Origin of the sequence: Mesorhizobium sp. WSM1293, from assembly GCF_000513875.1 — a bacterium.
Taxonomy (GTDB): Bacteria; Pseudomonadota; Alphaproteobacteria; order Rhizobiales; family Rhizobiaceae; genus Mesorhizobium; species Mesorhizobium ciceri.
Genome location: NZ_AZUV01000004.1, coordinates 163813 through 187950 on the forward strand (window position 1 = coordinate 163813; position 24138 = coordinate 187950).

The window sequence follows — 24138 nt, forward strand, 5'->3', positions numbered from 1 at the left end:
ACGGCGCGAGCAGCGCCGCCAGCACAGCAAGGATAGGAGAGCAGATGGAACGGATTGTCGTCACGGGCATGGGTGCGGTCACGCCCCTTGCCGCCAATGTCGAAGCGTCCTGGTCACGCCTGCTTGCTGGCCGGTCTGGCGTTCGCAGGCTTCCTGACGATGTGGTGGGAGAGCTGCCGGCTAAGATTGGCGGCGTGGTTCCCTCCCTGGGCGAAGACCCCGAGGCTGGTTTCGATGCCGATGCCGTCCTGTCCGCGAAGGATCAGCGCAAGGTAGACCGGTTCATTCTCTTCGCGCTGGCGGCGGCGGAAGAGGCGCTTGCGCAGGCGCAATGGAAGCCTGCCTTGGAGACGGATCGCCTGCGCACGGCCACGATCATCGCTTCAGGTGTCGGCGGGTTCCCGGCCATCACCGAGGCGGTGCGCACGGTGGACCTGCGTGGCGCCCGCCGCCTGTCTCCCTTTACGGTGCCGTCCTTCCTGGTGAACCTCGCGGGGGGCCACATCTCGATCCGTCATGGCTTCAAAGGTCCACTCGGCGCACCGGTGACGGCGTGCGCGGCGGGCATCCAGGCGATCGGCGACGCCGCCCGCCTGATCCGCGCCAACGAAGCCGACATCGCCGTGTGCGGCGGAACGGAAGCGTGCATCAACACCGTCAGTCTCGGCGGTTTCGCCGCCGCTCGTTCTCTTTCAACCGGCTTCAATTGGGCGCCGGCCCAAGCCTCGCGCCCTTTCGACACATCGCGGGACGGCTTCGTCATGGGCGAAGGGGCCGGCGTGCTGGTCATCGAGGCGTTGAGCCACGCGTTGGCGCGCGGCGCAAAACCGATTGCTGAGCTCGTCGGCTACGGCACGACGGCGGATGCCCATCACGTCACCTCCGGGCCAGAGGACGGCGACGGCGCGCGCCGGGCCATGCAGATCGCGATTGCCCAGGCAGGGATTTCGCCACGCGACGTTCGTCATCTCAATGCGCATGCGACCTCCACGTCAGTCGGCGACCTGGGTGAGATCGAAGCGATCAAGAGCGTGTTCGGGCGCGATTTCGCGATAGCTGTCAGTGCCACGAAATCGGCGACCGGACACCTGCTCGGAGCGGCCGGCGGGCTTGGTGCGATCTTCGCAATCCTGGCGCTCAGGGATCAGGTCGCCCCGCCAACCCTCAACCTGGGCGAGGCCGATCCGGCCGGCGACGGAATCGACTTCGTCGCCAACGCGCCCCGGCCCATGGAGATGGAGTACGCGATCTCCAATGGCTTCGGCTTTGGCGGCGTGAATGCCAGCGCCCTGTTCAGACGCTGGAACTAACCGGTGGCCAGACGCAGTCATGACCGACGCCCTTTGCCCCGGCCTCTCATGCTTTTCCCAATCCGGTCCAACGCAAAGAAGGATATGATTTCCATGAACAAGACCAATCCCGGCGTCGCCCTTGTCACAGGGGCATCCTCCGGCATCGGGCGCGCTACCGCCGACGCCTTGCTCGGCGCCGGCTTTCGCGTCTTCGGAACCAGCCGTCGCACGGCCTCACAGCAATCCGCCGGCGTGACCATGCTGACCTGCGACGTGACCGACGACGCGTCCGTCGCGACAATGGTCGATGACGTTCTCGCCGCGGCCGGACGCATCGACGTGCTTGTCAACAATGCCGGCATGGGCCTGTTTGGCGGCGCGGAGGAGTCCTCGACCGCCCAGGCCAAGGCGCTGTTCGACGTGAACGTCTTCGGCGTCTTGCGCGTGACCAACGCGGTGCTGCCGGCAATGCGGCGCCAAGGGAAGGGCAGAATCGTAAATTTGAGCTCGGTACAGGGGTTCATCCCCGCTCCCTATTTCGCGCTTTACTCGTCGACCAAACACGCCATCGAAGGGTATTCCGAGTCGCTCGATCACGAATTGCGCCCCTTCGGCATTCGCGTTTCGCTGGTGGAGCCCGCCTATACCCGCACATCATTCGAGGACAATCTTGCCGCCCCCGACCGGTCGCTCGAAATCTACGACTCCGCGCGCGCCGGGATGACTATGTCAGTGCGGAAATCGATGGAAAAAGGCGATGCGCCCGAAGTGGTCGCCAAGACCATTTTGGCAGCAGCGACCGATCCCGCGCCGAAGAAACGCTATGCGGCGGGAAAAATGGCGCGCCAGGTCAGTTTCCTGCGCCGTTTCGTCCCCGCATCCGCATTCGACAAGAGCCTGCGCAAGCAGCTTGGGTTGCCGGTCTGAAATCGGGCGCTGCCTTGGCGCGTCAGCGAGCAGCCGCCTGTTTCTCGAGCCTGCGGGCGTATTGCGTCAGCGGAAAGCACATGACGAAGAAGATCAGCGCCACCAGCCCGTATACCTTGAACGGTTCGAAGGTCGCATTGTTGATGGCGTTGGAGGTCCGCACCAGCTCCTCGAAGCCGATGATCGAGGTCAGCGCCGTCGATTTGATGAGCTGCACCAGGAAGCCGACCGTGGGTGCGCGGGTGATCGAAAACGCCTGCGGCAGGATGATCAGCCTCAGCTCCTGCAGATAGTGCAAGCCGAGGCTGGCGCCGGCGTCCCATTGGCCGAGGGGCAGCGCCGCGACGCCGGAGCGCCAGATTTCGGCAAGATAGGCGCTGGCGAAGAAGGTGAGGCCGAGCGCCGCCGCCGTCCAGGGTTCGATGCGCAGGCCGAGCATCGGTAGGCCGAAGAACATCAGGAACAGCTGCATCAAGAGCGGCGTTCCCTGGAACAGGGCGATGTAGCCGGAGGCGACACGCCTGCTCCACTTATTCTTGGCGATCCTGAAGAACAGCACGATCATGCCGACGATGCCGCCGCCGATAAAGGCGGCCAGCGATAGCAGCACCGTCCACCGGGCGGCGAGCAGTAGGTTGCGGACGATGTCCCAGAAGGTGAACTCGATCATGACACACCGGCTCCGAGCGCGCGGCGCCCGCCTGACACCAGCAGCCGGCGCAAGGCCATCGACAGAGCGAGATAGACCAGCGTCACGACGAAATAGGTCTCGAAGGAGCGGAAGGTGCGTGCCTGCAGCATGTCGGCCTCGTAGGTCAGCTCACGCACGGCGATCTGCGACACGACGGCGGACTCCAGCATCATGATGACGATCTGGCTGGTGAGCGCGGGGTAGATGATCTTGAGCGCCTGCGGCAGCACGATCTTGACGAACACCTGGCGTGGCCGCAGCCCAAGGGCCAGCGCTGCTTCCGTCTGCCCGCCGGGCACGGCGTCAAGCCCGGCGCCGACGATCTCGATGGTGTAGGCCGCCATGTTGAGCGTCATCGCCAGCATCGCGGCCAGGAGCGGGTCGAGCCGGACGCCCAGGCTGGGCAGCCCGAAGAAGATGAAGAACAACTGCACCAGGAACGGCGTGTTGCGCATCACCTCGACATAGCAGGCGATTGCCCGCTTGAGCAGCACCGGGCCGTTTCGCCGCCCCGCGGCACCCAGGATGCTGAGCAGCGTTCCGGCCAGCGTGGTCACGGCGATCAGCAGGATCGTCGTGGCCGCGCCATGCGCGATGTCGCCCAGGGCACCCGGGAGCCAGGCAAAAGCCACGGAAACTCAATCCTTGAGATTGTCGGGATTGAGCGGCGTCTTCAGCCAGGCTTTCGAGCTTTCGTCCAGCTTGCCGTCGGCCAGCATCTTGGCGACCGCATCGTTGACGGCCTTCTTCAGGCCGTCTTCGTTCTTGTTGAGGCCGATATGCGAAGGCGAGGTCAGAAGCTGGAACTTCTGCTCCGGCTTCAGTGCGTCCTGCTTGGCCAGCACCTGCGCGCCGACATCGTTGCCGACGACCATCAGCTGCGTCTGGCCGGAGATGAAGGCCTGGATCACCGAATTGTAGTTGTCGAAGCGCTTGATGTCGGCCGATGCCGGTGCTGCCTCGGTGAGCGAGGTGTCTTCAAGCGTGCCGCGATTGACGGCGATCGACTTGTCGGCGAGGTCTTCCTTGCCTTTGACGGCAAGCGCTGCCGGACCGATCACGGCGATGTAGTAGGGCGCGTAGGCAGCGGCGAAGTCGATGACCTGCTCGCGTTCCTTCGAATAGCCGACGCTCATCAGCAGGTCGACGCGATGATCGTTCAGATACGGGATGCGGTTCTGGCCGGTGACGGCGATGGGATTGAGCTTCACCTTGAGCGTATCGGCGATGTATTGCGCGACATCCATGTCATAGCCCTTGAGGCTCATGTCGGCGCTGGCCGAGGAGAAGGGCGGAAAGTCGGCGAAGACGCCGACATTGATGGTGCCGGCCTTGGTGATGTCCGCCAGCGCATCGGCGCTAGCGGCCTGAACTGCGAGGCCGAAACCGGCCGTGCCGAGCATCAGCACGGCGGCGATGGAGGCAAATGTCTTACGGATTGTCATTGTCATTCCCCTGTCTGGAAGCTTTGTTTGTTCGGGTCGGCCGCCGGCTCCAGCGCGGCGGCTGCCTTTGCTTTTCTAGACGTCAGGCGCCCTTGCCTGTTATCGCCGGGCTGAACACCATCAGGCTCAGTATCTCGAACAGCACCTGTGCGGCGGCATGCGCGGTGTTGGTGGTGGCGTCATATTGCGGCGCCACCTCGACGACGTCGCCGCCGACGATGTTGAGACCTTTGAGGCCGCGCAAGAGTTCGAGCACTTCGCGCGTCGTCAGCCCGCCGACCTCCGGCGTGCCGGTGCCCGGCGCGAAGGCCGGATCGACGCTGTCGATGTCGAAGGAGACATAGGTCGGGCCGTCGCCGACGATCTTGCGCGCCTTCTCGATGATCGCCGGAATGCCGAGGCCGGTCACCTCCTCGGCATGCACCACGGTCATGCCGGACTCGTAGGTGAACTCCCACAGATATTCGGCCGAGCCGCGGATGCCGATCTGGATCGTGCGCGTCGGGTCGAGCACGCCGTCAAGCACAGCGTTGCGGAACGGGCCGCCATGGTGGAACTTGGTCATGTCGAACAGGCCACTGGTGTCGCAGTGGGCGTCGATATGGATCAACCCCACCGGGGCCTTCTTGCCGACGGCCTTCAGAATTGGATGGCTGATCGAATGGTCGCCGCCGATCGACAGCGGAATGACCCCGGCATCGACGATCTGGTTGGTGCGGCGCTCGATATCCTCATGGCTGGTCTCAAGCCGGTAGCGGCTGCGGAACGGCGTGTCACCAATGTCGGCGACCCTGAGCTCATGCGTCGGCGCGCATTCCAGCACGTGATTGTAGGGCCCGATGCGCTCGATGGCGCGCAACGCCCTTGGCCCGAAGCGCGAGCCCGGGCGGTTGGTGACGCCGAGATCCATCGGCACGCCGATCATCGCCACCTGCAAATCGCCGAAATCCGGATTGTCGGCCGATATTTCGCGGTAGGGCGCGGCAAGAAAGGTCGGGATGCCTGAATAGGGCGCCAGCCGCGTGCCGCTCTTGGAGAAGATCTTGTCGGCGACCTTGCGGAATTTCGGGTCGAACATCTCGCCGCCATGGCTTTCACCATATTTGCGACGCAACGCATCGAGCTTGCCGCGATCGTATCCCATGTCCGCTCCTCCTGGGCTGATGCAGTGCCGGCGCGGGTGACGCCTGCGAACCGACCGTCATCCGGCCGGGCCGCTGTCCCGCTGGCTGCCTGCAGATTTCATGTCTTGATGCTGTTCTAAACTCAAGTGTCTGGCAGTGGCATTGAAAAATCAATTGATATTGTTAGGGTGTTTTCTGTGAGAAAATCTCACAACAAAGTGGTACCATGACCAAGCGCCTGCCACCGCTCAATCCGCTGCGCGCCTTCGAGGCAACGGCTCGCCATGGTTCACTGACCAAGGCGGCGACTGAGCTGAACGTCACGCATGGCGCCGTCAGCCACCAGATCAAGGCGCTCGAGCAGTCGCTCGGTGTCAAGCTGTTCGAGCGGGTCGGCCAGCGGGTCAAGCTGACACCGCATGGCGCGGAGCTTCTGCCGGCGGTGTCGACCGCGTTCGACGGCATCGCCGCCGCCACCCAGCGCATGACAAGGCCGGCGAGCAGCGGCACACTTTCGGTCTCCTGCGTGCCGGCGCTACTGTTGCTGTGGATGACACCGCGGCTCGGCAGTTTCATGGCGCAATATCCCGACATAAGGCTGACGCTTATTCCTTCCAACGATCCCAAGGATTTGCGGGCGCCCAATATCGATGTCTGCGTGCATTATGGCGACGGCAGCTGGACCGATTGCTGGATGCGCAAATGGTCGGGCCTCGAACTGTTTCCCGTGGTCAGCCCGACCTTGATCAACAACCGGCCGATCCGCAGCGTCAGGGATCTCGCCGATCATGTCTTCCTGCATGGCGATGACGGCCGCGAATGGCACACCTGGCTGGCTGCCGCCGATGCGCTGGACCTGGAGCGGGGCCGCCGCCATCACCTCGGCGATGCGCGTATGGCGACCGAGGCAGCGGTGCACGGCCATGGCGTGGCGCTGGGCGACTCGGTGACGGCAAGCGCGCTGCTGGCCAGGGGCATGCTGGTCGCGCCATTCAGCCTGTCGGTGCCGGCGGTCGACGATTTCTATGTCGTCTGCCGCAACGAGATGCGGGCGACGCCGATCGTGCAGGTGTTCATCGACTGGCTGTTTGCCGAGAAAGCGGCGGACGACGGGCGCGCCGACGCCCCTGTGGCCGGCCGCATCGTCAGCCGCCGCAAGCGTCCGGCGCTCAGGGTGATGGGCGGCAAATCCGCAAGCTGATGCCGGGCTGCGCGCCGCCGCATGCAGGCAGCTCTTTTTGTCGGGCCAGCCTGAAAGCGGGCAGCGTTGCGGCCGATTCGATGCTATGAGGCCTGTCGCAATTGTGGATGGCAGGCAGCGAAGGCGGTGTTGAAACATGGCTAAGACCGATATTGCGCGGCGCGTCTACAACCACACCTGGAAGCTCGACCCGATCGTGCGCAGCCTGCTCGACACGGATTTCTACAAGCTTTTGATGCTGCAGATGATCTGGGGCATGTATCCCAAGGTCGACGCAACCTTCTCGCTGATCAACCGCACGACCTCGGTGCGCCTCGCCGACGAGATCGACGAGGGCGAATTGCGCGAACAACTCGACCATGCCCGCACGCTGCGCTTCTCCAAGAAGGAGATGATCTGGCTCGGCGGTAACAATTTCTACGGACGCAAGCAGATCTTCGAGCCGGAGTTCCTCGCCTGGCTGGAAGGCTTCCGGCTGCCCGAATACGAACTGTCAAAGCGCGACGGCCAGTATGAGCTGACCTTCAGCGGGGCGTGGATGTACACCACGCTGTGGGAAATCCCGGCGCTCGCCATCATCAATGAACTCCGATCTCGCGCGGCCATGCGGGCGTTCGGGCCTTTCGCGCTCGACGTGCTCTATGCCCGCGCCAAATCCAAGATGTGGGCCAAGACCGAGCGGCTGAAGGCGCTGCCCGGCATCCGCATCTCGGATTTCGGCACGCGCCGGCGCCATTCCTTCCTATGGCAGCGCTGGTGTGTCGAAGCGTTGAAGGAAGGCATCGGCGAGGCGTTCACCGGCACCTCCAACGTGCTTCTGGCCATGGACAACGACCTCGAAGCGCTCGGCACCAACGCACATGAGCTGCCGATGGTGTTTGCCGCGCTTGCCGACTCGGAAAAAGAGCTGAGACAGTCGCCTTACAAGGTGCTGCAGGACTGGCAGCGCTACTATGGCGGCAATCTGCTGATCGTGCTGCCCGACGCCTTCGGCACAGCATCGTTCCTGCGCGATGCGCCGGACTGGGTGGCCGACTGGACGGGCTTTCGCCCCGACAGCGCGCCGCCGATCGAAGGCGGCGAAAAAATCCTGTCCTGGTGGCGCGACAAGGGCAAGGACCCCAAGCAGAAACTGCTGATCTTCTCCGACGGGCTCGAGGTCGAAACCATCGAGGAGACCTATCGCCACTTCAAGGGCAAGGTGCGTATGTCGTTCGGCTGGGGCACCAATCTGACCAATGATTTCGAAGGCTGCGCGCCGACGGAAACCAACAGCCTCGACGCCATATCGCTGGTCTGCAAGGTCACCGAGGCCAATGGCAGGCCAGCGGTCAAGCTGTCGGACAATCCGGCCAAGGCGACCGGCGATGTGAAAGAGATCGAGCGGTATCTCAGGATTTTTGGCGAGAAGGACCGCGTGGAGCAATTGGTCAAGGTGTGAGGGGTGGGGTGGTGGGGCTCTTGGATAGGCCGAGTTCCTTGGCGCCCCCCTCTGTCCTACCGGACATCTCCCCCTCAAGGGGGGAGATTGGACTTGGTCTCTGCTTTCGCCAATCTCCAACGCTTGAAGAATGGCGCCAACAGGCCGTTCTGCCGATCTCCCTCCTTGAGGGGGAGATGTCCGGCAGGACAGAGGGGGGCCTCGTAGAGCACTGCCATCAGCTGTTGGCGTTATTATCTGCGGCGCTGTTTGCCCTCCTCCCCACCCCAGCCTTCGCCCATGCCTCCGACCGTGGTCATGTCCTGCTGCTGCCGACCGGCTATTATCTCGCCGGCGGCGCTTTCGCAGTGGCCGTCAGCTTCCTCGTGCTGGCCCTGCTGCCGCCCGTGGCTCTCGACAAATTCTGGCGTCGGCGCTTGCAACTCTTCACCTTCGGCGACAGCGCCCGCGCCGCCATCAGCCTGATATCCTTTGCCGGCTTTGCAATTCTCATCGCCGCCGGCCTTTTCGGCAGCCGCGACCCGCTTTCAAACCCGCTGCCTTTGGTGATCTGGACCCTTTTGTGGGCCGGCGTCACGCTGTTGCAAGGCCTCTTCGGCGATCTCTGGTCATGGCTGAACCCCTGGTATGGACCATGGCGTATCGCCTCGCGCCTGTTCGGGACCGGGACATGGCGCCTGCCCCGATGGGTCGGCTGCTGGCCTGCGGCCATCTTGTTCTTCGCCTTTGCCTGGTTCGAACTCATCGATCCGGCGCCCGACGATCCGGCGCGTCTGGCTGTGGCCGCCGGCCTCTACTGGCTATTCTCTTTCCTCGCCATACTGGCGTTCGGCTATCGCGGCTGGAGCCGCAGCGGCGAATTCCTGACGGTCTTCTTCTCCATGGTGGCGCGTTTCGCAATTGTGGTACGGAACGAACATGGCCGGCTTGCCCTGTGCTGGCCGGGCGCCAAGCTGCTGGCCGCGGAGCCCTTGCCGGCCAGCGGCATGGCTTTCCTGCTGCTCGCCCTGTCGTCGGTGTCCTTCGACGGCCTGTCGAAAACCTTCTTCTGGCTCGGCCTGTTCGGCATCAACCCGCTCGAATTTCCCGGCCGCACGGCGCTGATCGGCAGCGGCACTTTCGGGCTGATCCTGACATTCGCGCTGCTGGCGGCGGTGTTCCTGCTTGCCGTCTGGCTCGGCCAACGTCTTGCCGGCAGCGACCACATTCTTAACCAGGCGGCCGGTCAGCTGGTGTGGTCGATCGTGCCGATCGCGCTTGCCTATCACATTGCGCATTATCTGACGGCGCTGCTCGTCGACGGCCAATATGCGCTTGCGGCACTTTCCGATCCCTTCGCGATGGGCTGGAACCTGTTCGGCACCGCCGATATGCAGATCGAGGCCGGCATCGTTGCGGGGGCGGACTCTGCGTGGTGGCTGTGGAATATCCAGGCCGGCGCCATCATCCTGGGCCATGTGCTCGCCGTCCTCGTCGCTCACGGCTTCGCCTGGCGCCTGCACCCACAGCCCTCCCGCGCGGCCCTCAGCCAGTTCCCGCTTACCTTGCTGATGATCGCCTACACCGTCTTCGGCCTCTGGTTGCTTGCCACGCCGACTGTCGGATGAGAAAAGGCGACCAGCATGCCTTCGGGGAAAGCCCGCTTGCCACGTCGGGGCTTTGGTGATTTAGTTTGTACACATGCGATTTTTTGCCTCGTTGCAGCCAGTCAAAACTCAAAAACAGGGGAACTGCCGTGACTGACAAGAATGGGTTTTTCGATCTCTCCAGATCCACGCTCACCCGCCGCACCGCACTGAAAGGTCTGGCCGCAGGCGCCGGCCTCGGCCTTGCCCCTGGCTTCGTCCGCTATTCCCAGGCGCAGAGTTCGGCGCCGATCAAGATCGGCTTCCAGTCGCACCGCACCGGCATCGGCGCTGCCTATGGCCGCTGGTACGAAAAGACCACGGCTGCCGCAGTCAAGGCGATCAATGCAGCCGGCGGCATCAATGGCCGCCAGGTCGAGGTGATCATCGAGGATGACGGCACCGATCCCGGCCGTGGCGCCGAGGTGGTCGGCAAGTTCGCCACCCAGCACAAAACCGACATCGTCTTCGGCACGCTGTTCTCGCATGTCGTCATCGGCTCGGCGCCCGCCGCCGGCGAAAACAAGATGCCCTATTTCGTCGTCAGCGAAGGCCATCACGTCGCCTCGACCAAGCTGAACCGCTATGTCTTCCAGCCCGGCATCACCGACGTGAAGAGCCAGATCCAGTCGATGGCGCCGTGGATCGCGGCCAATGCAGGCAAGAAGGTGACGCAGATCTTCCCGGATTTCGCCTTCGGCTACGACCACCGCGACTACCTGCCGCCGGCGCTGAAGGCGCAAGGCGGCGAGGTCATCGCGCAGATCGCCATCCCGCCGACGGAATCATCCTTCACCAAGTATTTTCCGCAGATCCCGGCCGAGACCGAGGTGATCTACCACGTCATGGTCGGCCCGGCCGTGCTCACCTTCGTCAAGGAGCTTGGTGAGTTCTACGGCTCCAACCGGCCGCAACTGTTCGGCTTCATCGATTCGCTCGAAGCCACCGACATCAACAGCCCCGGCCTCGAATTCCTCGATGGCAGCCATTTCTGGGAAGGCTCGCCGCGCTATGCGCAGGCCGATGACTCCGAGGCGCAGAAGGCCTATCGCGCTGCTGTCGGCATCGACGACAATGGCGCCGCCGTCGGCGACCCCAAGGACGTCTCCACCGCAGCCCACATGTTCGGCTGCTGGGAAACGCTCTACGTCGTCAAGAAGGCGATGGAGGACGCCGGCTACAAGGGACCGGAAGACCGCGCCAAGCTGGTCGAGGCGACCGAGGCGCTGACCGAATTCGCCGAAGGTCCGGAACATCCGCAGGGACCGAAGACCTTCAACGGCAAGATCCACCAGTGCTTTGGCATCCAGAACATCTCCAAGATCGAAGGCGGCAAGCTCAAGGTCGTGCACAAGACCAAGATCGAAGACGGACTTTACGAGGCCGAAGGGGATTATACGACGCAGGCGCTGTAGGTTTAGCTGCGCCAATCAGCGTGAGCGCCAAGCCGCCCCCCTCTGTCCTGCCGGACATCTCCCCCTCATGGGGGGAGATTGGCAGTTTTGACGTTTCGCCCGGTCTTGCTACGGCAGAGATTGGCGAAAACCGCGATGTCAGCCGATCTCCCCCCTTGAGGGGGAGATGCCCGGCAGGGCAGAGGGGGGNGCCTCGCGCATCCGCTGGTGTCTAGCCGATGCACTTCGGACCCCACCTCCTCCTCGCCGCCCTCGAAGGCCTCGTCACCTCAGCCGTGCTGGCGCTGACCGCGCTCGGCCTGTCCTTGGTGTTCGGCGTCATGCGGGTGGTCAATGTCGCGCATGGTGAGTTCTTCATGCTGGGCGCCGTGCTCGCCTGGGCGATCACCACAGCCATTGGCGGCCATCCCGCGCTCGGCTTCCTGGCCGCACTTGTGATTGCGCCGCTGATCGTCGGCGCCATTGCGCTGGTCGCCGAACGGCTGGTGCTGCGCCGGCTCAACTACAATCCGGAAGCCACCATCGTCGCCACCATCGGCATGCTCTACATCATCCAGCAGCTGGCGCTGACCTTCTACGGTCCGGAGGCGCGACCGGTGGAGCCGCCGTTCAGCTACCGCATCCTTTTGCCGTGGTTCGGCTACTCCGGCTACAAACTGTCTGTCATCGCCGCCTCCGCGCTGCTGCTCACCGCGACATGGCTGGTGCTGACGCGCACCAGGATCGGCCTCGTCATGCGCGCCACGCAGTATGACAGCGAGACGGCGCAGGCCTTCGGCATCCCCGTCGGCCGCGTCTATGGCGGCGTCTTCGCGCTTGGCGCCATGCTGGCGGCCATTGCCGCGGTGCTGATCGTGCCGATCAGCCAGGCGCATTACCTGATGGGGCAGGACCCGCTGCTGCTCTCCTTCATCGTCGTCATCATCGGCGGCCTCGGCTCGCTGCGCGGCACGGTCGTCGCCGCCGTGCTGATCGGTCTCTCCGACGGCATCATCTCGATGTTCTTCTCGCCGACGCTGGCCAAGATCATCGCCACGCTGCTGGTCGCCATGGTGCTGGTGTTCCGTCCGCAAGGCTTATTCGGGACGAGGTCGCGATGAGCGAAGCTTCGCCGGTAAAAGCCTATGCCCTGCATCTCGGCGTCGTCGCGCTGCTTTTCGTGCTGAGCTTCCTTCTGCCGGAATACTATCACGGCCTGCTCGCCCGCATCATGGTGCTGGCGGTGTTCGCCATGGGCTACAACATGCTGTTCGGCTATGTCGGCCTGCTCAGCCTCGGCCATGCCATGTTCTTTGCCGCCGGGCTCTATGGCGCCGGCCTTGCCGTCATCCAGCTCGGCTGGAGCGTACCAGCGGCGTTCGCCACCGGGCTTGCCTGTGGTGTTGTTGTGTCACTCGTGATCGGCCTGCTGGCGCTGCGCACCACCGGCGTCGCCTTCATGATCGTCACCATGATGTTCGCGCAAGTGTTCTACCTCCTCATCCTCTACTTCGCGACGTGGACCGGCGGCGACCAGGGCATGGTCGTGCCGCAGCCGGCGCGGGTGCTGAGCTTCGGCGCGACGTCGCTCGAGCTCACCAATCCGACCGTTCGCTACATGACGGCGCTGGCGCTGTTTTCGATCGTGCTTCTCGTCACATTGGCCATCGTCCGCTCCCGGTATGGCCGCGTGCTGGTCGCCATCCGCGAGAACGAAGAGCGGACGAAGATGCTGGGATACGACACTTTTTCCAACAAGCTCGCCGCCGTCGTCATCTCCGGCATCATCTGCGCGGCCTCGGGTGCCGCCTATGCGCTGCTGTTCGGCTATGTCGGATCGAGCTTCGCGTCGGTGCAATATTCGATCCTGCCGCTGCTGTGGGTGCTGCTGGGCGGTGCTGCAACAACGCTCGGGCCGCTGATCGGCACGCTGTTCATGTACTATGTCATCGATATCACCAGCGGCTACACCTCCGCCTATCTGCTGATTGTGGGCATCGCGCTGATCCTGCTTGTGCTGTTCTTCCCCAAAGGCATTCTGGGCAGCATTAGGCAGCGCTGGCTCGGGTGGCTGCCATGATGCCGCTTTTGACCACCAAGGGCCTTTCTCGCGACTTCGGCGGCCTGCGTGCCGTCGACCGTGTGGATTTCTCCTTGATGCCGGGCGAAATCCGCGCCGTTATCGGCCCCAATGGGGCGGGGAAGACCACCTTTGTCAGCCTGGTCAGCGGCCGCATCCAGCCGTCTGCCGGCATGATCGTCTTCGACGGCGCCGACATCACCAATCTGCCTGCCTATGTCAGGGTCCGCAGGGGGATCGCCTACACCTTCCAGCTCACCAGCGTCTATGCCAACCTGTCCGTCTACGCCAACGTCGCGCTGCCCGCGCAACTGACGCTGCGGCATGGCAGCCATTCCAGGAGCGCGATACAGGCCGCTGTCATGACCGCACTCGAACGCACCGGCCTGGCCGATCGCGCCCACATGCCGGCCGGGCAGTTGTCCTACGGCCATCAGCGCCTGCTGGAAGTGGCGATGGGCCTGGCGCTGAAGCCGCGCCTTTTGATCCTCGACGAGCCGACGCAAGGGCTGGCCGACAGCGAGATCGACAATTTCGTCACCCTGGTGCGCGAGATCGCCAAGAACGCCACCGTGCTTCTGATCGAGCACAACATGCCTGTCGTCATGCAGCTGGCCGACCGCATCACTGTCTTCAATGCCGGCAAGATCCTCGCCGAAGGCACGCCCGAAGCGATCCGCGAAAACGCGGCGGTGCAGGAAGCCTATCTGGGGACTGCCCCATGACCGAGGCAAACCAGGCCGAGGCCACGCCTCAAGCACTCACCATTTCGCGGCTCGACTGCTTCTATGGCGAGGTCCAGGTGCTCTATGGCCTCGACCTGGTGCTGAACAAAGGCGAGGTGCTGTGCCTGTTCGGCCGCAATGGCGCCGGCAAGACGACGACACTCAAGGCCATCATGGGGCTGGTTCCCTCGAGCGCCGGCTCGATCAGGCTCGATGGCAAGGAGTTGACCGGCCTGCCGGCGCATGAGGTGCCGAAGGCCGGCGTCGCCTATGTGCCGCAGGGAAGGCGACTGTTCGCCGAAATGACGGTGGCGGAAAACATCGAGATCGGCCTGATGGCGCGCGGCAAGGGCAAGGCGACGCGTGAAAACGTGCTCGACCTCTTTCCATTGCTGCGCCAGCGGCTGCGGCAGCGTTCCGGCACACTGTCCGGCGGCGAACAGCAGATGCTGGCGATGGCGCGTGCACTCTGCCTCGAACCGCAGGTGCTATTGCTCGACGAGCCGACCGAAGGGCTGATGCCGTCGATGATCGCCAAGATCCGCGAGACGGTGTCGACGCTGCGTGACATGGGCGTGTCGACCATCCTGGTCGAACAACGGGTCGATGCGGTGCTTTCTGTCGCCGACCGCGTTGCCTTCGTCGAAAACGGCCGCAACCGCGAGACGGTCGATGTCCAAGAACTGCGCGCCGACCCGTCGGCGGTGCGCCGTTATGTCGGCGTCGGTTGATCAGCCGAAGAACAGAAAACCCGCTACCAAAAACGTCGGGATCAGCACCAGGCCCGACCATGCCATATAGCCGAAAAAGCCCGGCATCTTCACGCCGCGATGTCGGGCGATGGCGTAGACCATGAAGTTCGGCGCATTGCCGATATAGGTGTTGGCGCCCATGAACACCGCGCCGGCCGAGATCGCGGCAAGCGTCGAAGCGAACTCCGTCATCAGGTGCCGGGGGTCACCGCCGGCAAGCTCGAAGAACACCAGATAAGTCGGCGCATTGTCCAGGAAGGATGACAGCGCCCCGGTCAGCCAGAAATAGGCGAGATCGTTGGGCCGGCCGGAGGAAGAACTCACAAGCGACACCAGCGGCGCCAGCGCACCCTCATGGCCTGCCCTGAGGATGGCGATGACCGGCACGATGCAGATGAAGATGCCGGCAAACAATTTGGCCACCTCTGCTATCGGACCCCAGTTGAAGCCATTGGCCTCGCGGTATTCCTTGCGCGAAATGACAAGTGAAACGAGGGCGAGCGCCAGGATCATGGCGTCGCGCACCAGATTCTGCAGTTCCAGGCTGACGCCGAACACGGAGAAGCTGACGCCCGGCTTCCAAGCCGCCGATAGCAGGATGGCGCCGATCACCCCCGCCAGCAGCGGAAGGTTGGCCAGGCCGCGCAGGCGCACCTTGGTATCCGGTGTCGGGTCCTTGATCTTCGGCGCGCCAGCCTCGCGCCGGTGCAGGATGTTGTCGATCACCAGAAAAATGCCCAGCACGACACCGCCGACGAACAGCGTCTCGCGCCAGAGGTTCGTCGTCGTCCAGAAGAAGTCGACGCCGCGCAGGAAGCCGACGAACAGCGGCGGATCGCCAAGCGGCGTCAGCGAGCCGCCGATGTTGGACACCAGGAAGATGAAGAAGATGACGACATGGGCGTTGAACGGCCTGTTATCGTTGGCGCGGATGATCGGCCGGATCAGGATCATCGAGGCACCGGTCGTGCCGATCACCGAGGCCAGCAGCGCGCCGACCAGCAGCAGGCCGGCATTCACCAGCGGCGTGCCGTGAATGTTGCCGGCAAGGAGAATGCCGCCGGAAATGGTGAACAGCGCAAACAGCAGGATGATGAACGACATGTATTCGGTGAGCAACGCATGCAGCACCGCTTCGGTCGCTGTGGGGACACCGAAGGCGACCGCCAGCGGCAGGACCACCAGAGCGCCCCAAAGGGCCGCGATCTTGCCGTAGTGATGCTCCCAGACATGAAGAAACAGCAGCGGACCAGTGGCGATCGACAACAGCAGCCCGGCAAAGGGCAGCGCCCACCACAGCGACATCGAAGCGCCGGGCAGGCCGTGTTCCTCCGCCCCGAAAGCCTGTGCCGGAAACAGCACGGCCACGACGATTGCCGCTTTCGTCGCGACCCACAAAAAGCCCCTCTTGTGCCTCACGATCCGTCAGTCCGACAAAGGGTCTTCGAGCCTCACGCCGGCGTCGCGCATGCGCTGCAGCATGGCATTGAGCGAACCGTTGAGATCGATGCCGCGGCAGGCATCCAGCCGCACTGTGGTTTTGAAGCCCTGGCTGACGGCATCCAGCGCCGAAAAGCCGACGCAGAAATCGGTCGCCAGCCCGACCAGGGTCAGCGTGTCGATGCCGCGCTCCCGGAGGTAGCCGGCAAGGCCGGTCTGGGTCGTGCGGTCGTTCTCGAAGAAGGCCGAGTAGCTGTCGATATCAGGCCGAAATCCCTTGCGAATGACGAGCTCGGCCTTGGTCCAGGCGAGGCCGGAATGGAAATCCGAGCCCAGGCTGCCCTGGATACAGTGGTCCGGCCACAGCGTCTGCTGGCCGTACGGCATTTCGATCATGGTGAAGGGCTGCGCGCCCGGATGGCTGGAAGCAAAGCTGGAGTGACCGGCGGGATGCCAGTCCTGCGTCAGCACGACATGGTCGGTTCGCCGGATCAGGTCGTTGACCAGCGGCACGATCTCGTCGCCGCCGGCAACCGCCAGCGCGCCGCCGGGACAAAAATCGTTCTGCAGGTCGATGACGACAAGCGCTTCGTCGGCCATGGGCTTTCCTCTTCCGTATGCAGGCTCCAGTGGAAAATGCCGCTGACGCGACCGGACGCAGAAACTTGACCAGATGGCCGGCCGCGTCAACCTCTCAAGCCATAACAAATGCGTGCCGGCGGCGCCGCGGCAAACTCCGGCTTTGACAAATCCTGCCAGCTTGATATCATTTGCATACGAATGAATTTTCCGACCCCTGTGCTGGAAGGATCTTTCGAAGTACCAGCTCTGGAAGGCCTCTTTTCGGGAAGGCAAAGCGTGATCCGTTACGCGAAACCCACCTCGGTCGACGAAGCGCTCGCTTTGCTTGGCGAGGGCGCCTGGCGCATCCTTGCCGGCGGCACCGATTTCTATCCGGCACAGGGCAGCAAACCGATCCGCGACAATGTTCTCGACATTAACGGCCTGGCGGCGCTGTGCGGCATTGCCGAGACGAGCGACCATTTCGTCATCGGCGCGCGCACGACCTGGACCGACATCGTCCGCCATCCCTTGCCGCCGGCCTTCGAGGCTCTGAAGCAGGCGGCGCGAGAGGTCGGCTCGGCGCAGATCCAGAACGTCGCCTCGGTCGCCGGCAATCTCTGCAACGCCTCGCCTGCCGCCGACGGCGTGCCGGCCCTGCTCGTCCTCGATGCCGAGGTCGAGCTGCGCTCGGTGGCAGCGACGCGGCACCTGCCGTTGCAGGACTTCATTCTCGGCAACCGCCGCACGGCTCTGCTGCCCGGTGAGATGGTCACGGCGATCCGCGTGCCGAAGCCCAGCGGCACGTCGGCTTTCGTCAAGCTCGGCGCCCGGCGCTACCTCGTCATTTCCATTGCCATGGTGGCGGCACGTCTGGCCGTCGACAATGGCACCGTCCGGCAAGCGGCGGTCGCGGCCGGCTCCTGTTCGGTGGTGGCCAAGCGGCTGGCCGGCGTAGAAGCCGCGTTGTGCGGGCTGCCGGTGGATGGCGAGCTTGCCGATGCGGTCCTGTCCGCACCGATGAGCGAACTGTCGCCGATCGCCGATGTGCGCGGCAGCGCCGAATACCGGCTCGATGCAGTGCGCGAGATTGTTGCCCGCGCCGTGCTTGCGGCTGTGGGGCGGACGACTGGCGAAGAGGTGGCGGCATGAGCCAGGTTCAACCTGACGTGCGTGAAGCAGTGCCCGACCTGGGCGCCGTTCGGCCTGCTCGCGGCCCGGAGCGCGTTGACATCGCCTTCGAGGTCAATGGCAGCGCCGTATCGGTCAATGTGCCGCCGCTGCGCCGGCTGTCCCTGGTGCTGCGCGACGAACTGGGGATGACCGGCACCAAGGTCGGCTGCGATGCCGGCGATTGCGGCGCCTGTACGGTGCTGGTCGACGGCGATCCCGTCTGCGCCTGCCTGATGTCGGCGGCGTCCGCTGCCGGCGCATCGGTGACGACCGTGGAAGGGCTTGCCAACGGCCGGCTGTCGGCGTTGCAGGCCTCTTTCCTCGCCCATGGCGCTGCGCAGTGCGGGATTTGCACGCCCGCCCTGTTGGTTGCGGCGACGGCTCTGCTGGAGAAGAAGGCGAGCCCCACCGAGGTCGAGGTACAGGACGCGCTCGGCGGAATTCTGTGCCGCTGCACCGGCTACCGGAAGATCATTGCCGCAGTGATGGATGCCTCCCTGCAGGCAGCAAGCCTGGATTTCCGCTTGCCCCGGTCAGGCCACGCGATCGGTTCCTCGCCCATCCGGCTCGACGGCGTGCCGAAAGTCACCGGGGCTGAGAAATTCGGCAGCGATTCCTTCCCCGCCGATGCGCTGGCGGTACTGGTGATCCGCTCTCCGCATTATCACGCCAGCTTCGCCTTCGGTGACCTCGATGGCTGGGCGAAGGCACATCCCGGCGTTGCCGGCGTCTTCACCGCAGCCGACATTCCGGGAAAAAACTGTTTCGGCGTCATCGGCCCGTTCGCCGACCAGCCGGCACTGGCCGAAGGGTTTGCCCGCCTTCGCGGTGAGGCGGTGGCGTTGGTCGCTGGCGAGCGCGAGGCGATGCTCGATATCGACCTCTCGGATTTTCCGATCCGCTGGACCGAATTGCCGCATGTTCTCCAATCCTGCGAAGCGCGCGCCGGCGGTGCCAAGCTCATCCATGAGAACAGACCGGCAAACCTGCTGACCTCCGGCTTCGTCGAACGCGGCGATCCGGAAGGGGCCCTTGCCGGTGCAGCGTTCACGGTTTCCGGCGTCATCGACACCTCCTATGTCGAGCACGCCTATATCGAACCGGAAGCCGGCTATGCCTATGTGGACGGCGACACGCTGGTCGTCGTCGCCTGCACCCAGGCGCCCTATATGGACCGCGACGAGACGGCGAAGGTGCTCGGCCTTGCCGTCGACAAGGTGCGCATCGTGCCGACCGCGACCGGCGGCGGTTTCGGCTCGAAGCTCGACGTCTCGCTGCAGCCGCTGATCGGCCTTGTGGCGATGAAGACAGGGCGGCCGGCGGCACTTGCCTACACCCGCACCGAATCGATGATGTCGACCACCAAGCGCCATCCGGCCGAGATGAAGGCGACCATCGGCGCCGATGCCGACGGCCTTGTCACCGGCATGATTTTTGAAGGCGATTTCAACACCGGCGCCTATGCAAGCTGGGGCCCTACCGTGGCCAACCGCGTGCCGGTGCACGCCTCCGGACCCTACGCGACGCCGAACTACCGCGCCGAAGGCCGCGCCATCCATACGCATGGGCCGATCTCCGGCGCCTTCCGCGGCTTCGGCGTGCCGCAAGCGACGATCATGCAGGAGACCCTCTACGATGAGCTGGCCGGCAAGCTCGGCATGGACAGGCTCGATTTTCGCTTGAAGAACTGCCTTCGGAACGGCTCCGAAACGGTCACAGGACAGCTTCTGGACTCGGGCGTCGGCATTGCCGAATGCCTCGAATCGCTACAGCCGCATTGGGCGCGCGCGGCGGCCGATGCGGAGGCATTCAACAGTGCCAACACAGATAGAAAGCGCGGCGTCGGCGTCGCGTCCTGCTGGTATGGCTGCGGCAACACCTCGCTGCCCAATCCGTCGGCCATTCGGGTCGGCATCGCGGCCGACGGCACGGTCATCCTGCACCAGGGCGCGGTCGATATCGGCCAGGGTTCGAACACGGTCATCGCCCAGATCTGCGCCGACGCGCTCGGCCTGCCGCTGGAGAGATTCCAGCTGAAGAGCGCCGATACATCAATTACTCCCGATGCCGGCAAGACATCGGCCTCGCGCCAGACCTTCGTCACCGGCAAGGCGGCCGAGAAGGCCGGCCGCGCCTTGCGTGAAAAGATCCTGCGTTTCGCCAATGTTTCGGAAAAAGCCGCTCTCCAACTCGACGGCCCGGCGATCGTCATCCGCGAAGGCGAAGCCACCCGCCGCATTGATCTCACGACGTTGGACCTGGATGCCGAGGGCTTCGTCTTCCGCGCCGAGGAGAGCTACGACCCGCCGACGCTGCCCCTCGATGCCAACGGCCAGGGCAAACCCTACGCCGTTTACGGCTATGGCGCGCAGATTGCCGAGTTGGAGGTCGATCTCAAGCTCGGCACGGTGAAGCTGATCAAGATCACCGCCGCGCATGATGTGGGCAAGGCGATCAACCCGCTGCTGGCCGAAGGCCAGATCGAAGGCGGTATCGCGCAAGGCATCGGCATGGCGCTGATGGAAGAGTACATCCCCGGCCGCACCGAGAATCTGCACGATTATCTCATCCCGACCATTGGCGACGTGCCGCCGATCGAGACCATCCTGATAGAAGTTCCGGATCCGGAAGGACCCTTTGGGGCCAAGGGTTTGGGCGAGCATGTGCTGATCCCGACGGCGCCGGCAATCCTCAATGCCATCCGCCACGCCACCGGCGTGCTGGTCACCAAGATACCGGCGACGCCGACGCGTATCCGCGCTGGCATCCGCGAAAGAGATGGCATCCGCGAAAAGGAGGCACGCCGATGAGCGAGCTTGCCGAACGCTTCGAGACCCATGATCCCGGCGAGAAGCTGGTGGCGGAGAAGATCCGCTGCGATGCCTGCCCGGTGATGTGCTACATATCAGATGGGCGCACCGGCGCCTGCGACCGCTACGGCAATGTCGGCGGCAGGATCGTGCGGATGGACCCGCTGACCATCCTCGACCATGCGGCCGAGACCGGCGCGGCAATCGTGCCGTTCGTCGCCGAGGGCGAACAATGGGACGGCGAACTGGTCAACACCGGCCGCCGCTTCGTTACCGCAATCGGCGCCGGCACCACCTATCCCGACTACAAGCCGGCGCCGTTCATCGTCAGCCAGGAAGTCGAAGGCGTCGATCTCGTCACCGTCGTCACGGAAGGCATTTTTTCGTACTGCGGCGTCAAGGTGAAGATCGACACCGACCGGCATATCGGACCCGAGACGGCTATTGTGCGATCGCAAGGCGAGGCAATCGGCCATGTCACGACGGGCGAGTATGGCTCGCAGATGCTGTCGCTGGGCGGCGTGCATCATCTGACCGGCGGCTCGAAGGCCGAAGGACGCGCCACCTGCGACGCGCTGCTCAATCTGTGCAACCGCAAGCCGGTGGAACTCGCCATCGACGGCGGCGCCACCATAACAGTCGAAGCCGGCAAAGCGCCTGTCATCGACGGCAAGCAGGAACATCGCATGCGCGTCGGCTGCGGCTCGGCGACCATCGGCATGTTCGCCACGCAATGGCGCGGCCTTGTCGACGAGGTGGTGGTGGTCGACGACCACATCACCGGCGTCGTTTCCGAGCATCAGGCCGGCAAGGTGCTGGGCTGGCAGGACACAGGGATAAAGATCCTCGGCCGCCGTTCGACGCCGGGCCGCTATTTCAAGGTGTCCGAGCCAGGCCTCGGCTGGGGCGGCACCAGCATTTCAGACCCGCTGTCGATCCTTGGCGAGTGGAACGCCAAGAAGGGTGCGCGGCCGGGCCTGTCGCTGCTGATGGTTTCGACCACCGGCGAGCAATTCGCCTATTACGAGCTCGACGACGAGTTGAAGCCGGTGCAAAAGCCGTTTCCGGAACGGCTGCAAAAGTCGGTCGGCCTGATCGAGGACAATTGCGAGCCGGCTTTGTGCACGGTGCTGTTCATCGGCGGCGCCGGCGGTTCGCTGCGCGCCGGTGTCACCGAAAACCCGGTCAATCTCACCCGCTCGGTTCAGGGCCTGACCACCTATGTCACGGTCGGCGGCGCGCCGGTCTATGTCTGGCCGGGCGGCGGCATCACGCTGATGGTCGATGTCACACGGGTGCCGGAAGGCGCCTTCGGCTATGTGCCTACACCGGCGCTGGTGGCGCCGATCGAATTCACGCTGCGCCGCGACGACTATGTCAGGCTCGGCGGGTACGAGGCCGAGATCCGCAGCGTCGAGGATATTGTCGCAAAAGGCGGTGAGTACCTGAATCCGCGCCGCGGCACAGGCGCCGAAACCAACAATCCATGGCCGCCACTCGCGCAGCTACGTCGTGCCGGCTCGAACGGGGCCGGGTGATGCAAGGCCCGCAAGCCCATTGGCTGCAGGACGGCAAGCGGCTGCATCTCAACCACGGGCCGATCGACCTGATCGTCGAGGTTTTTGGTGAGGCGGATGAATGCCGCCGAGCCTATGAACAGGCCATAGCGCGGTTCCAGACAATCCTGGTGGAGCTGGTCGAGGAACTCCCCGAATTGCGGCTGCCGGCGTTTTTCCTGGCGCCGCGCACCTTCGCCGGCCCGACGGCGCGCCGCATGGAGGCAGCCGTCATGCCCCTGGCGGAATGCTTTATAACTCCGATGGCGGCCGTCGCGGGATCGGTAGCCGACGAAATGCTCGCCGCATTGCTTGCCGGTCGCAAGATCGAGCGCGCCTATGTCAACAATGGCGGCGACTGCGCGCTCCATATCGGCAAGGGCCAGTCGATGGGTCTGGCGGTAGCCGGTACCGGCAACGGCATGGCCGACCGGATCACGATCCGCGCGGAAGATGGCGTTCGCGGCGTCGCCACCAGCGGTTGGCGTGGTCGCTCCTTCTCGCTTGGCATTGCCGACGCCGTCACCGTGCTGGCGCGGACCGGCGCCGAAGCCGATGCGGCGGCGACGCTCATTGCCAACGCGGTGGACCTGCCCGGCAATCCCGCCATCAAGCGCATTTCCGCACACGAACTGTCGCCCGACAGCGATCTCGGCTCGCGGCTGGTGACGCAAGGCGTCGGCACGCTTGCCCTTGGCGAAGTGGCGCGCGCGCTGGACAATGGCCTTGCCGTCGCCGAAGATTTTCGCCGCCGGGGGCTTATTGCCGGGTCGGCGCTGTTTCTCGGCGGCGAGATCCGCATCAGTGGCTCGGTTGCGCTTGCCGCGCCCAACGAAACTTCGAGGGAGGAAGTTGCCCATGCCTGAGTTTCCGATCCGCAAGATCGCGGTTCTGACCGAAGAGATCTTTCACGAGGGCGGGCCGGTGGCCAAGGTGCCGCGCCGCCGTGCCGCCGCCATGGCGCTGGTAAAGAACCCGTTCGCCGGGCGCTATGTCGAGGAGCTGCAGAGCGCCATGGACGATCTCAAGCCGCTCGGCCTGCTGCTCGCCGACCGGCTGATCGCGGCGCTCGGCGGCGACGTCAAGCAGATCGACGGCTACGGCAAAGGCGCCATTGTCGGCACCGCAGGTGAGCTGGAACACGGCGCCCTCTGGCATGCGCCCGGCGGCTACGCCATGCGCGAGCGGCTCGGCGACGCCAAGGCGATCGTGCCGTCGGCCAAGAAGGTCGGCGCTTTCGGTTCGAAGCTCGACGTGCCGCTCGGCCACATCAACGCCGCCTATGTGCGCAGCCATTTCGACGCCATGGAAGTCGGCATGTCCGATGGTCCGCGCCCCGACGAGATTCTGTTCTGCCTCGCCATGACTTGTGGCCCGCGCATCCACGATCGCATGGGTGGTCTCGCGGCCGATGACATCAAAGCCTGGGATGGGCTGCGGTGAGCGGCGAGGACAATCTGCTCAAGCTGGTCGAGGTCGAGGCGCCGGACGACCAGGATTACCTCCTGCAGGAGCAGGTCGGCTTCATCCTGCGCAAGGCGCATCAGCGCCATGTCGCGATCTTTGCCGCGCATATCGGCGATCTGACGCCGCCGCAATTCGCGGCGTTGGCCAAGCTGCGTGACGTCGGCGAGACCTCGCAGAACCAGCTCGGCACGCTGATCGCGATGGATGCGGCGACGGTGAAGGGCGTCATCGACCGGCTGAAGGCGCGCGGCCTGGTCGAGCTTTCCAGGCACGAGGTCGACAAAAGACGGCTGCTGGTCAATCTGACCGCGGCAGGCCGCGATGCCATCGAGCGCCTGATCCCGCTGGCGCGCGAGATCACAAAGGAGACGCTGGCGCCGCTCTCGGCCAAGGAGATCGCCACCTTCATGAAGCTGCTGGTGAAGCTGGCTTAG

The 24138-nt window shown here is 64.4% G+C and carries 22 protein-coding genes; 16 read left to right on the forward strand and 6 right to left on the reverse strand.

Annotated elements, in window-relative coordinates; genetic code table 11:
• The first annotated feature begins 44 nt into the window (after positions 1-44).
• A complete protein-coding gene (gene fabF, locus M729_RS0106300; RefSeq protein ID WP_027161085.1) occupies positions 45-1310 on the forward strand; it encodes a beta-ketoacyl-ACP synthase II in 1266 nt (421 codons plus the stop codon).
• 93 nt (positions 1311-1403) lie between these two features.
• Positions 1404-2219 carry an oxidoreductase gene (locus tag M729_RS0106305; RefSeq protein ID WP_013528434.1) on the forward strand — a complete coding sequence of 272 codons (816 nt, stop codon included), beginning with the start codon at positions 1404-1406 and terminating at the stop codon, positions 2217-2219.
• Positions 2220-2241: 22 nt separating this feature from the next.
• Here M729_RS0106305 and M729_RS0106310 read toward each other — a convergent pair whose 3' ends face one another.
• The 4 genes from M729_RS0106310 to speB all read right to left on the reverse strand — a co-directional run bounded on the left by M729_RS0106310 (position 2242) and on the right by speB (position 5499).
• Positions 2242-2889, reverse strand: a complete 648-nt coding sequence (locus tag M729_RS0106310; RefSeq protein WP_013528435.1) for an amino acid ABC transporter permease — start codon at positions 2887-2889, stop codon at positions 2242-2244.
• Entirely contained in the window at positions 2886-3542 is a 657-nt protein-coding gene (locus M729_RS0106315; protein ID WP_027161086.1) for an amino acid ABC transporter permease, read from the reverse strand. The genes M729_RS0106310 and M729_RS0106315 overlap by 4 nt, the downstream gene beginning before the upstream one ends.
• Positions 3543-3548: 6 nt before the next feature.
• Positions 3549-4355 carry a transporter substrate-binding domain-containing protein gene (locus M729_RS0106320; RefSeq protein WP_013528437.1) on the reverse strand — a complete coding sequence of 269 codons (807 nt, stop codon included), beginning with the start codon at positions 4353-4355 and terminating at the stop codon, positions 3549-3551.
• Positions 4356-4437: 82 nt separating this feature from the next.
• The gene (gene speB, locus M729_RS0106325; protein WP_024502058.1) at positions 4438-5499 is read right to left on the reverse strand and encodes an agmatinase; all 1062 of its coding nucleotides are present in this window, start codon (positions 5497-5499) and stop codon (positions 4438-4440) included.
• 206 nt (positions 5500-5705) lie between these two features.
• Here speB and gcvA point away from each other — a divergent pair, with 206 nt between their 5' ends.
• The 8 genes from gcvA (at position 5706) to M729_RS0106365 (ending at position 14676) form a co-directional block, all read left to right on the forward strand.
• Complete coding sequence (gene gcvA / locus M729_RS0106330) at positions 5706-6680, forward strand: transcriptional regulator GcvA (RefSeq protein WP_013528439.1); 975 nt, start codon at positions 5706-5708, stop codon at positions 6678-6680.
• A 136-nt stretch (positions 6681-6816) separates the two neighbouring features.
• On the forward strand, positions 6817-8121 hold the full coding sequence (pncB, locus tag M729_RS0106335) for a nicotinate phosphoribosyltransferase (protein ID WP_027161087.1): 1305 nt from the start codon (positions 6817-6819) through the stop codon (positions 8119-8121).
• A gap of 176 nt (positions 8122-8297) precedes the next feature.
• The gene (locus M729_RS0106340; protein ID WP_027161088.1) at positions 8298-9728 is read left to right on the forward strand and encodes a hypothetical protein; all 1431 of its coding nucleotides are present in this window, start codon (positions 8298-8300) and stop codon (positions 9726-9728) included.
• A gap of 128 nt (positions 9729-9856) precedes the next feature.
• A complete protein-coding gene (locus tag M729_RS0106345; RefSeq protein WP_013528442.1) occupies positions 9857-11161 on the forward strand; it encodes an ABC transporter substrate-binding protein in 1305 nt (434 codons plus the stop codon).
• Between the two features lie 218 nt (positions 11162-11379).
• The gene (locus M729_RS0106350; RefSeq protein WP_013528443.1) at positions 11380-12261 is read left to right on the forward strand and encodes a branched-chain amino acid ABC transporter permease; all 882 of its coding nucleotides are present in this window, start codon (positions 11380-11382) and stop codon (positions 12259-12261) included.
• Complete coding sequence (locus M729_RS0106355; RefSeq protein WP_027161089.1) at positions 12258-13220, forward strand: branched-chain amino acid ABC transporter permease; 963 nt, start codon at positions 12258-12260, stop codon at positions 13218-13220. The genes M729_RS0106350 and M729_RS0106355 overlap by 4 nt, the downstream gene beginning before the upstream one ends.
• Positions 13217-13945, forward strand: coding sequence for an ABC transporter ATP-binding protein (locus M729_RS0106360; protein ID WP_024502063.1), 729 nt, complete (start codon positions 13217-13219; stop codon positions 13943-13945). The genes M729_RS0106355 and M729_RS0106360 overlap by 4 nt, the downstream gene beginning before the upstream one ends.
• The gene (locus tag M729_RS0106365) at positions 13942-14676 is read left to right on the forward strand and encodes an ABC transporter ATP-binding protein (protein ID WP_027161090.1); all 735 of its coding nucleotides are present in this window, start codon (positions 13942-13944) and stop codon (positions 14674-14676) included. Before M729_RS0106360 ends, M729_RS0106365 begins: the two co-directional genes overlap by 4 nt.
• On the opposite strand, the gene M729_RS0106370 is transcribed toward M729_RS0106365, so the two are convergent.
• Positions 14677-16095 (reverse strand): sodium:proton antiporter, encoded by a 1419-nt coding sequence (locus M729_RS0106370; RefSeq protein ID WP_027161091.1) that lies wholly within the window; start codon positions 16093-16095, stop codon positions 14677-14679.
• Between the two features lie 27 nt (positions 16096-16122).
• Positions 16123-16737 (reverse strand): bifunctional nicotinamidase/pyrazinamidase, encoded by a 615-nt coding sequence (gene pncA / locus M729_RS0106375; protein ID WP_013528448.1) that lies wholly within the window; start codon positions 16735-16737, stop codon positions 16123-16125.
• A gap of 258 nt (positions 16738-16995) precedes the next feature.
• Here pncA and M729_RS0106380 point away from each other — a divergent pair, with 258 nt between their 5' ends.
• The 6 genes from M729_RS0106380 to M729_RS0106405 are packed head-to-tail and all read left to right on the forward strand — an operon-like array spanning position 16996 to position 24138.
• Positions 16996-17850: a xanthine dehydrogenase family protein subunit M gene (locus M729_RS0106380; protein WP_027161092.1), complete on the forward strand. Its 855-nt coding sequence runs from the start codon at positions 16996-16998 to the stop codon at positions 17848-17850.
• Positions 17847-20681 carry a molybdopterin-dependent oxidoreductase gene (locus M729_RS0106385; protein ID WP_027161093.1) on the forward strand — a complete coding sequence of 945 codons (2835 nt, stop codon included), beginning with the start codon at positions 17847-17849 and terminating at the stop codon, positions 20679-20681. Before M729_RS0106380 ends, M729_RS0106385 begins: the two co-directional genes overlap by 4 nt.
• On the forward strand, positions 20678-22219 hold the full coding sequence (locus M729_RS0106390; RefSeq protein ID WP_027161094.1) for a 6-hydroxynicotinate reductase: 1542 nt from the start codon (positions 20678-20680) through the stop codon (positions 22217-22219). The genes M729_RS0106385 and M729_RS0106390 overlap by 4 nt, the downstream gene beginning before the upstream one ends.
• Entirely contained in the window at positions 22219-23103 is an 885-nt protein-coding gene (locus tag M729_RS0106395; protein WP_027161095.1) for a thiamine biosynthesis protein ApbE, read from the forward strand. Before M729_RS0106390 ends, M729_RS0106395 begins: the two co-directional genes overlap by 1 nt.
• On the forward strand, positions 23096-23680 hold the full coding sequence (locus M729_RS0106400) for an amino acid synthesis family protein (protein ID WP_027161096.1): 585 nt from the start codon (positions 23096-23098) through the stop codon (positions 23678-23680). The genes M729_RS0106395 and M729_RS0106400 overlap by 8 nt, the downstream gene beginning before the upstream one ends.
• Positions 23677-24138, forward strand: coding sequence for a MarR family transcriptional regulator (locus M729_RS0106405; RefSeq protein WP_013528454.1), 462 nt, complete (start codon positions 23677-23679; stop codon positions 24136-24138). The genes M729_RS0106400 and M729_RS0106405 overlap by 4 nt, the downstream gene beginning before the upstream one ends.

Coding starts and splice junctions, on each gene's coding strand:
- fabF (WP_027161085.1), top strand. CDS start 45: ATGGAACGGATTGTCGTCACGGGCATGGGTGCGGTCACGCCCCTTGCC.
- M729_RS0106305 (WP_013528434.1), top strand. CDS start 1,404: ATGAACAAGACCAATCCCGGCGTCGCCCTTGTCACAGGGGCATCCTCC.
- M729_RS0106310 (WP_013528435.1), bottom strand. CDS start 2,889: ATGATCGAGTTCACCTTCTGGGACATCGTCCGCAACCTACTGCTCGCC.
- M729_RS0106320 (WP_013528437.1), bottom strand. CDS start 4,355: ATGACAATCCGTAAGACATTTGCCTCCATCGCCGCCGTGCTGATGCTC.
- speB (WP_024502058.1), bottom strand. CDS start 5,499: ATGGGATACGATCGCGGCAAGCTCGATGCGTTGCGTCGCAAATATGGT.
- gcvA (WP_013528439.1), top strand. CDS start 5,706: ATGACCAAGCGCCTGCCACCGCTCAATCCGCTGCGCGCCTTCGAGGCA.
- pncB (WP_027161087.1), top strand. CDS start 6,817: ATGGCTAAGACCGATATTGCGCGGCGCGTCTACAACCACACCTGGAAG.
- M729_RS0106340 (WP_027161088.1), top strand. CDS start 8,298: ATGTCCGGCAGGACAGAGGGGGGCCTCGTAGAGCACTGCCATCAGCTG.
- M729_RS0106350 (WP_013528443.1), top strand. CDS start 11,380: ATGCACTTCGGACCCCACCTCCTCCTCGCCGCCCTCGAAGGCCTCGTC.
- M729_RS0106355 (WP_027161089.1), top strand. CDS start 12,258: ATGAGCGAAGCTTCGCCGGTAAAAGCCTATGCCCTGCATCTCGGCGTC.
- M729_RS0106360 (WP_024502063.1), top strand. CDS start 13,217: ATGATGCCGCTTTTGACCACCAAGGGCCTTTCTCGCGACTTCGGCGGC.
- M729_RS0106365 (WP_027161090.1), top strand. CDS start 13,942: ATGACCGAGGCAAACCAGGCCGAGGCCACGCCTCAAGCACTCACCATT.
- pncA (WP_013528448.1), bottom strand. CDS start 16,737: ATGGCCGACGAAGCGCTTGTCGTCATCGACCTGCAGAACGATTTTTGT.
- M729_RS0106385 (WP_027161093.1), top strand. CDS start 17,847: ATGAGCCAGGTTCAACCTGACGTGCGTGAAGCAGTGCCCGACCTGGGC.
- M729_RS0106390 (WP_027161094.1), top strand. CDS start 20,678: ATGAGCGAGCTTGCCGAACGCTTCGAGACCCATGATCCCGGCGAGAAG.
- M729_RS0106395 (WP_027161095.1), top strand. CDS start 22,219: ATGCAAGGCCCGCAAGCCCATTGGCTGCAGGACGGCAAGCGGCTGCAT.
- M729_RS0106400 (WP_027161096.1), top strand. CDS start 23,096: ATGCCTGAGTTTCCGATCCGCAAGATCGCGGTTCTGACCGAAGAGATC.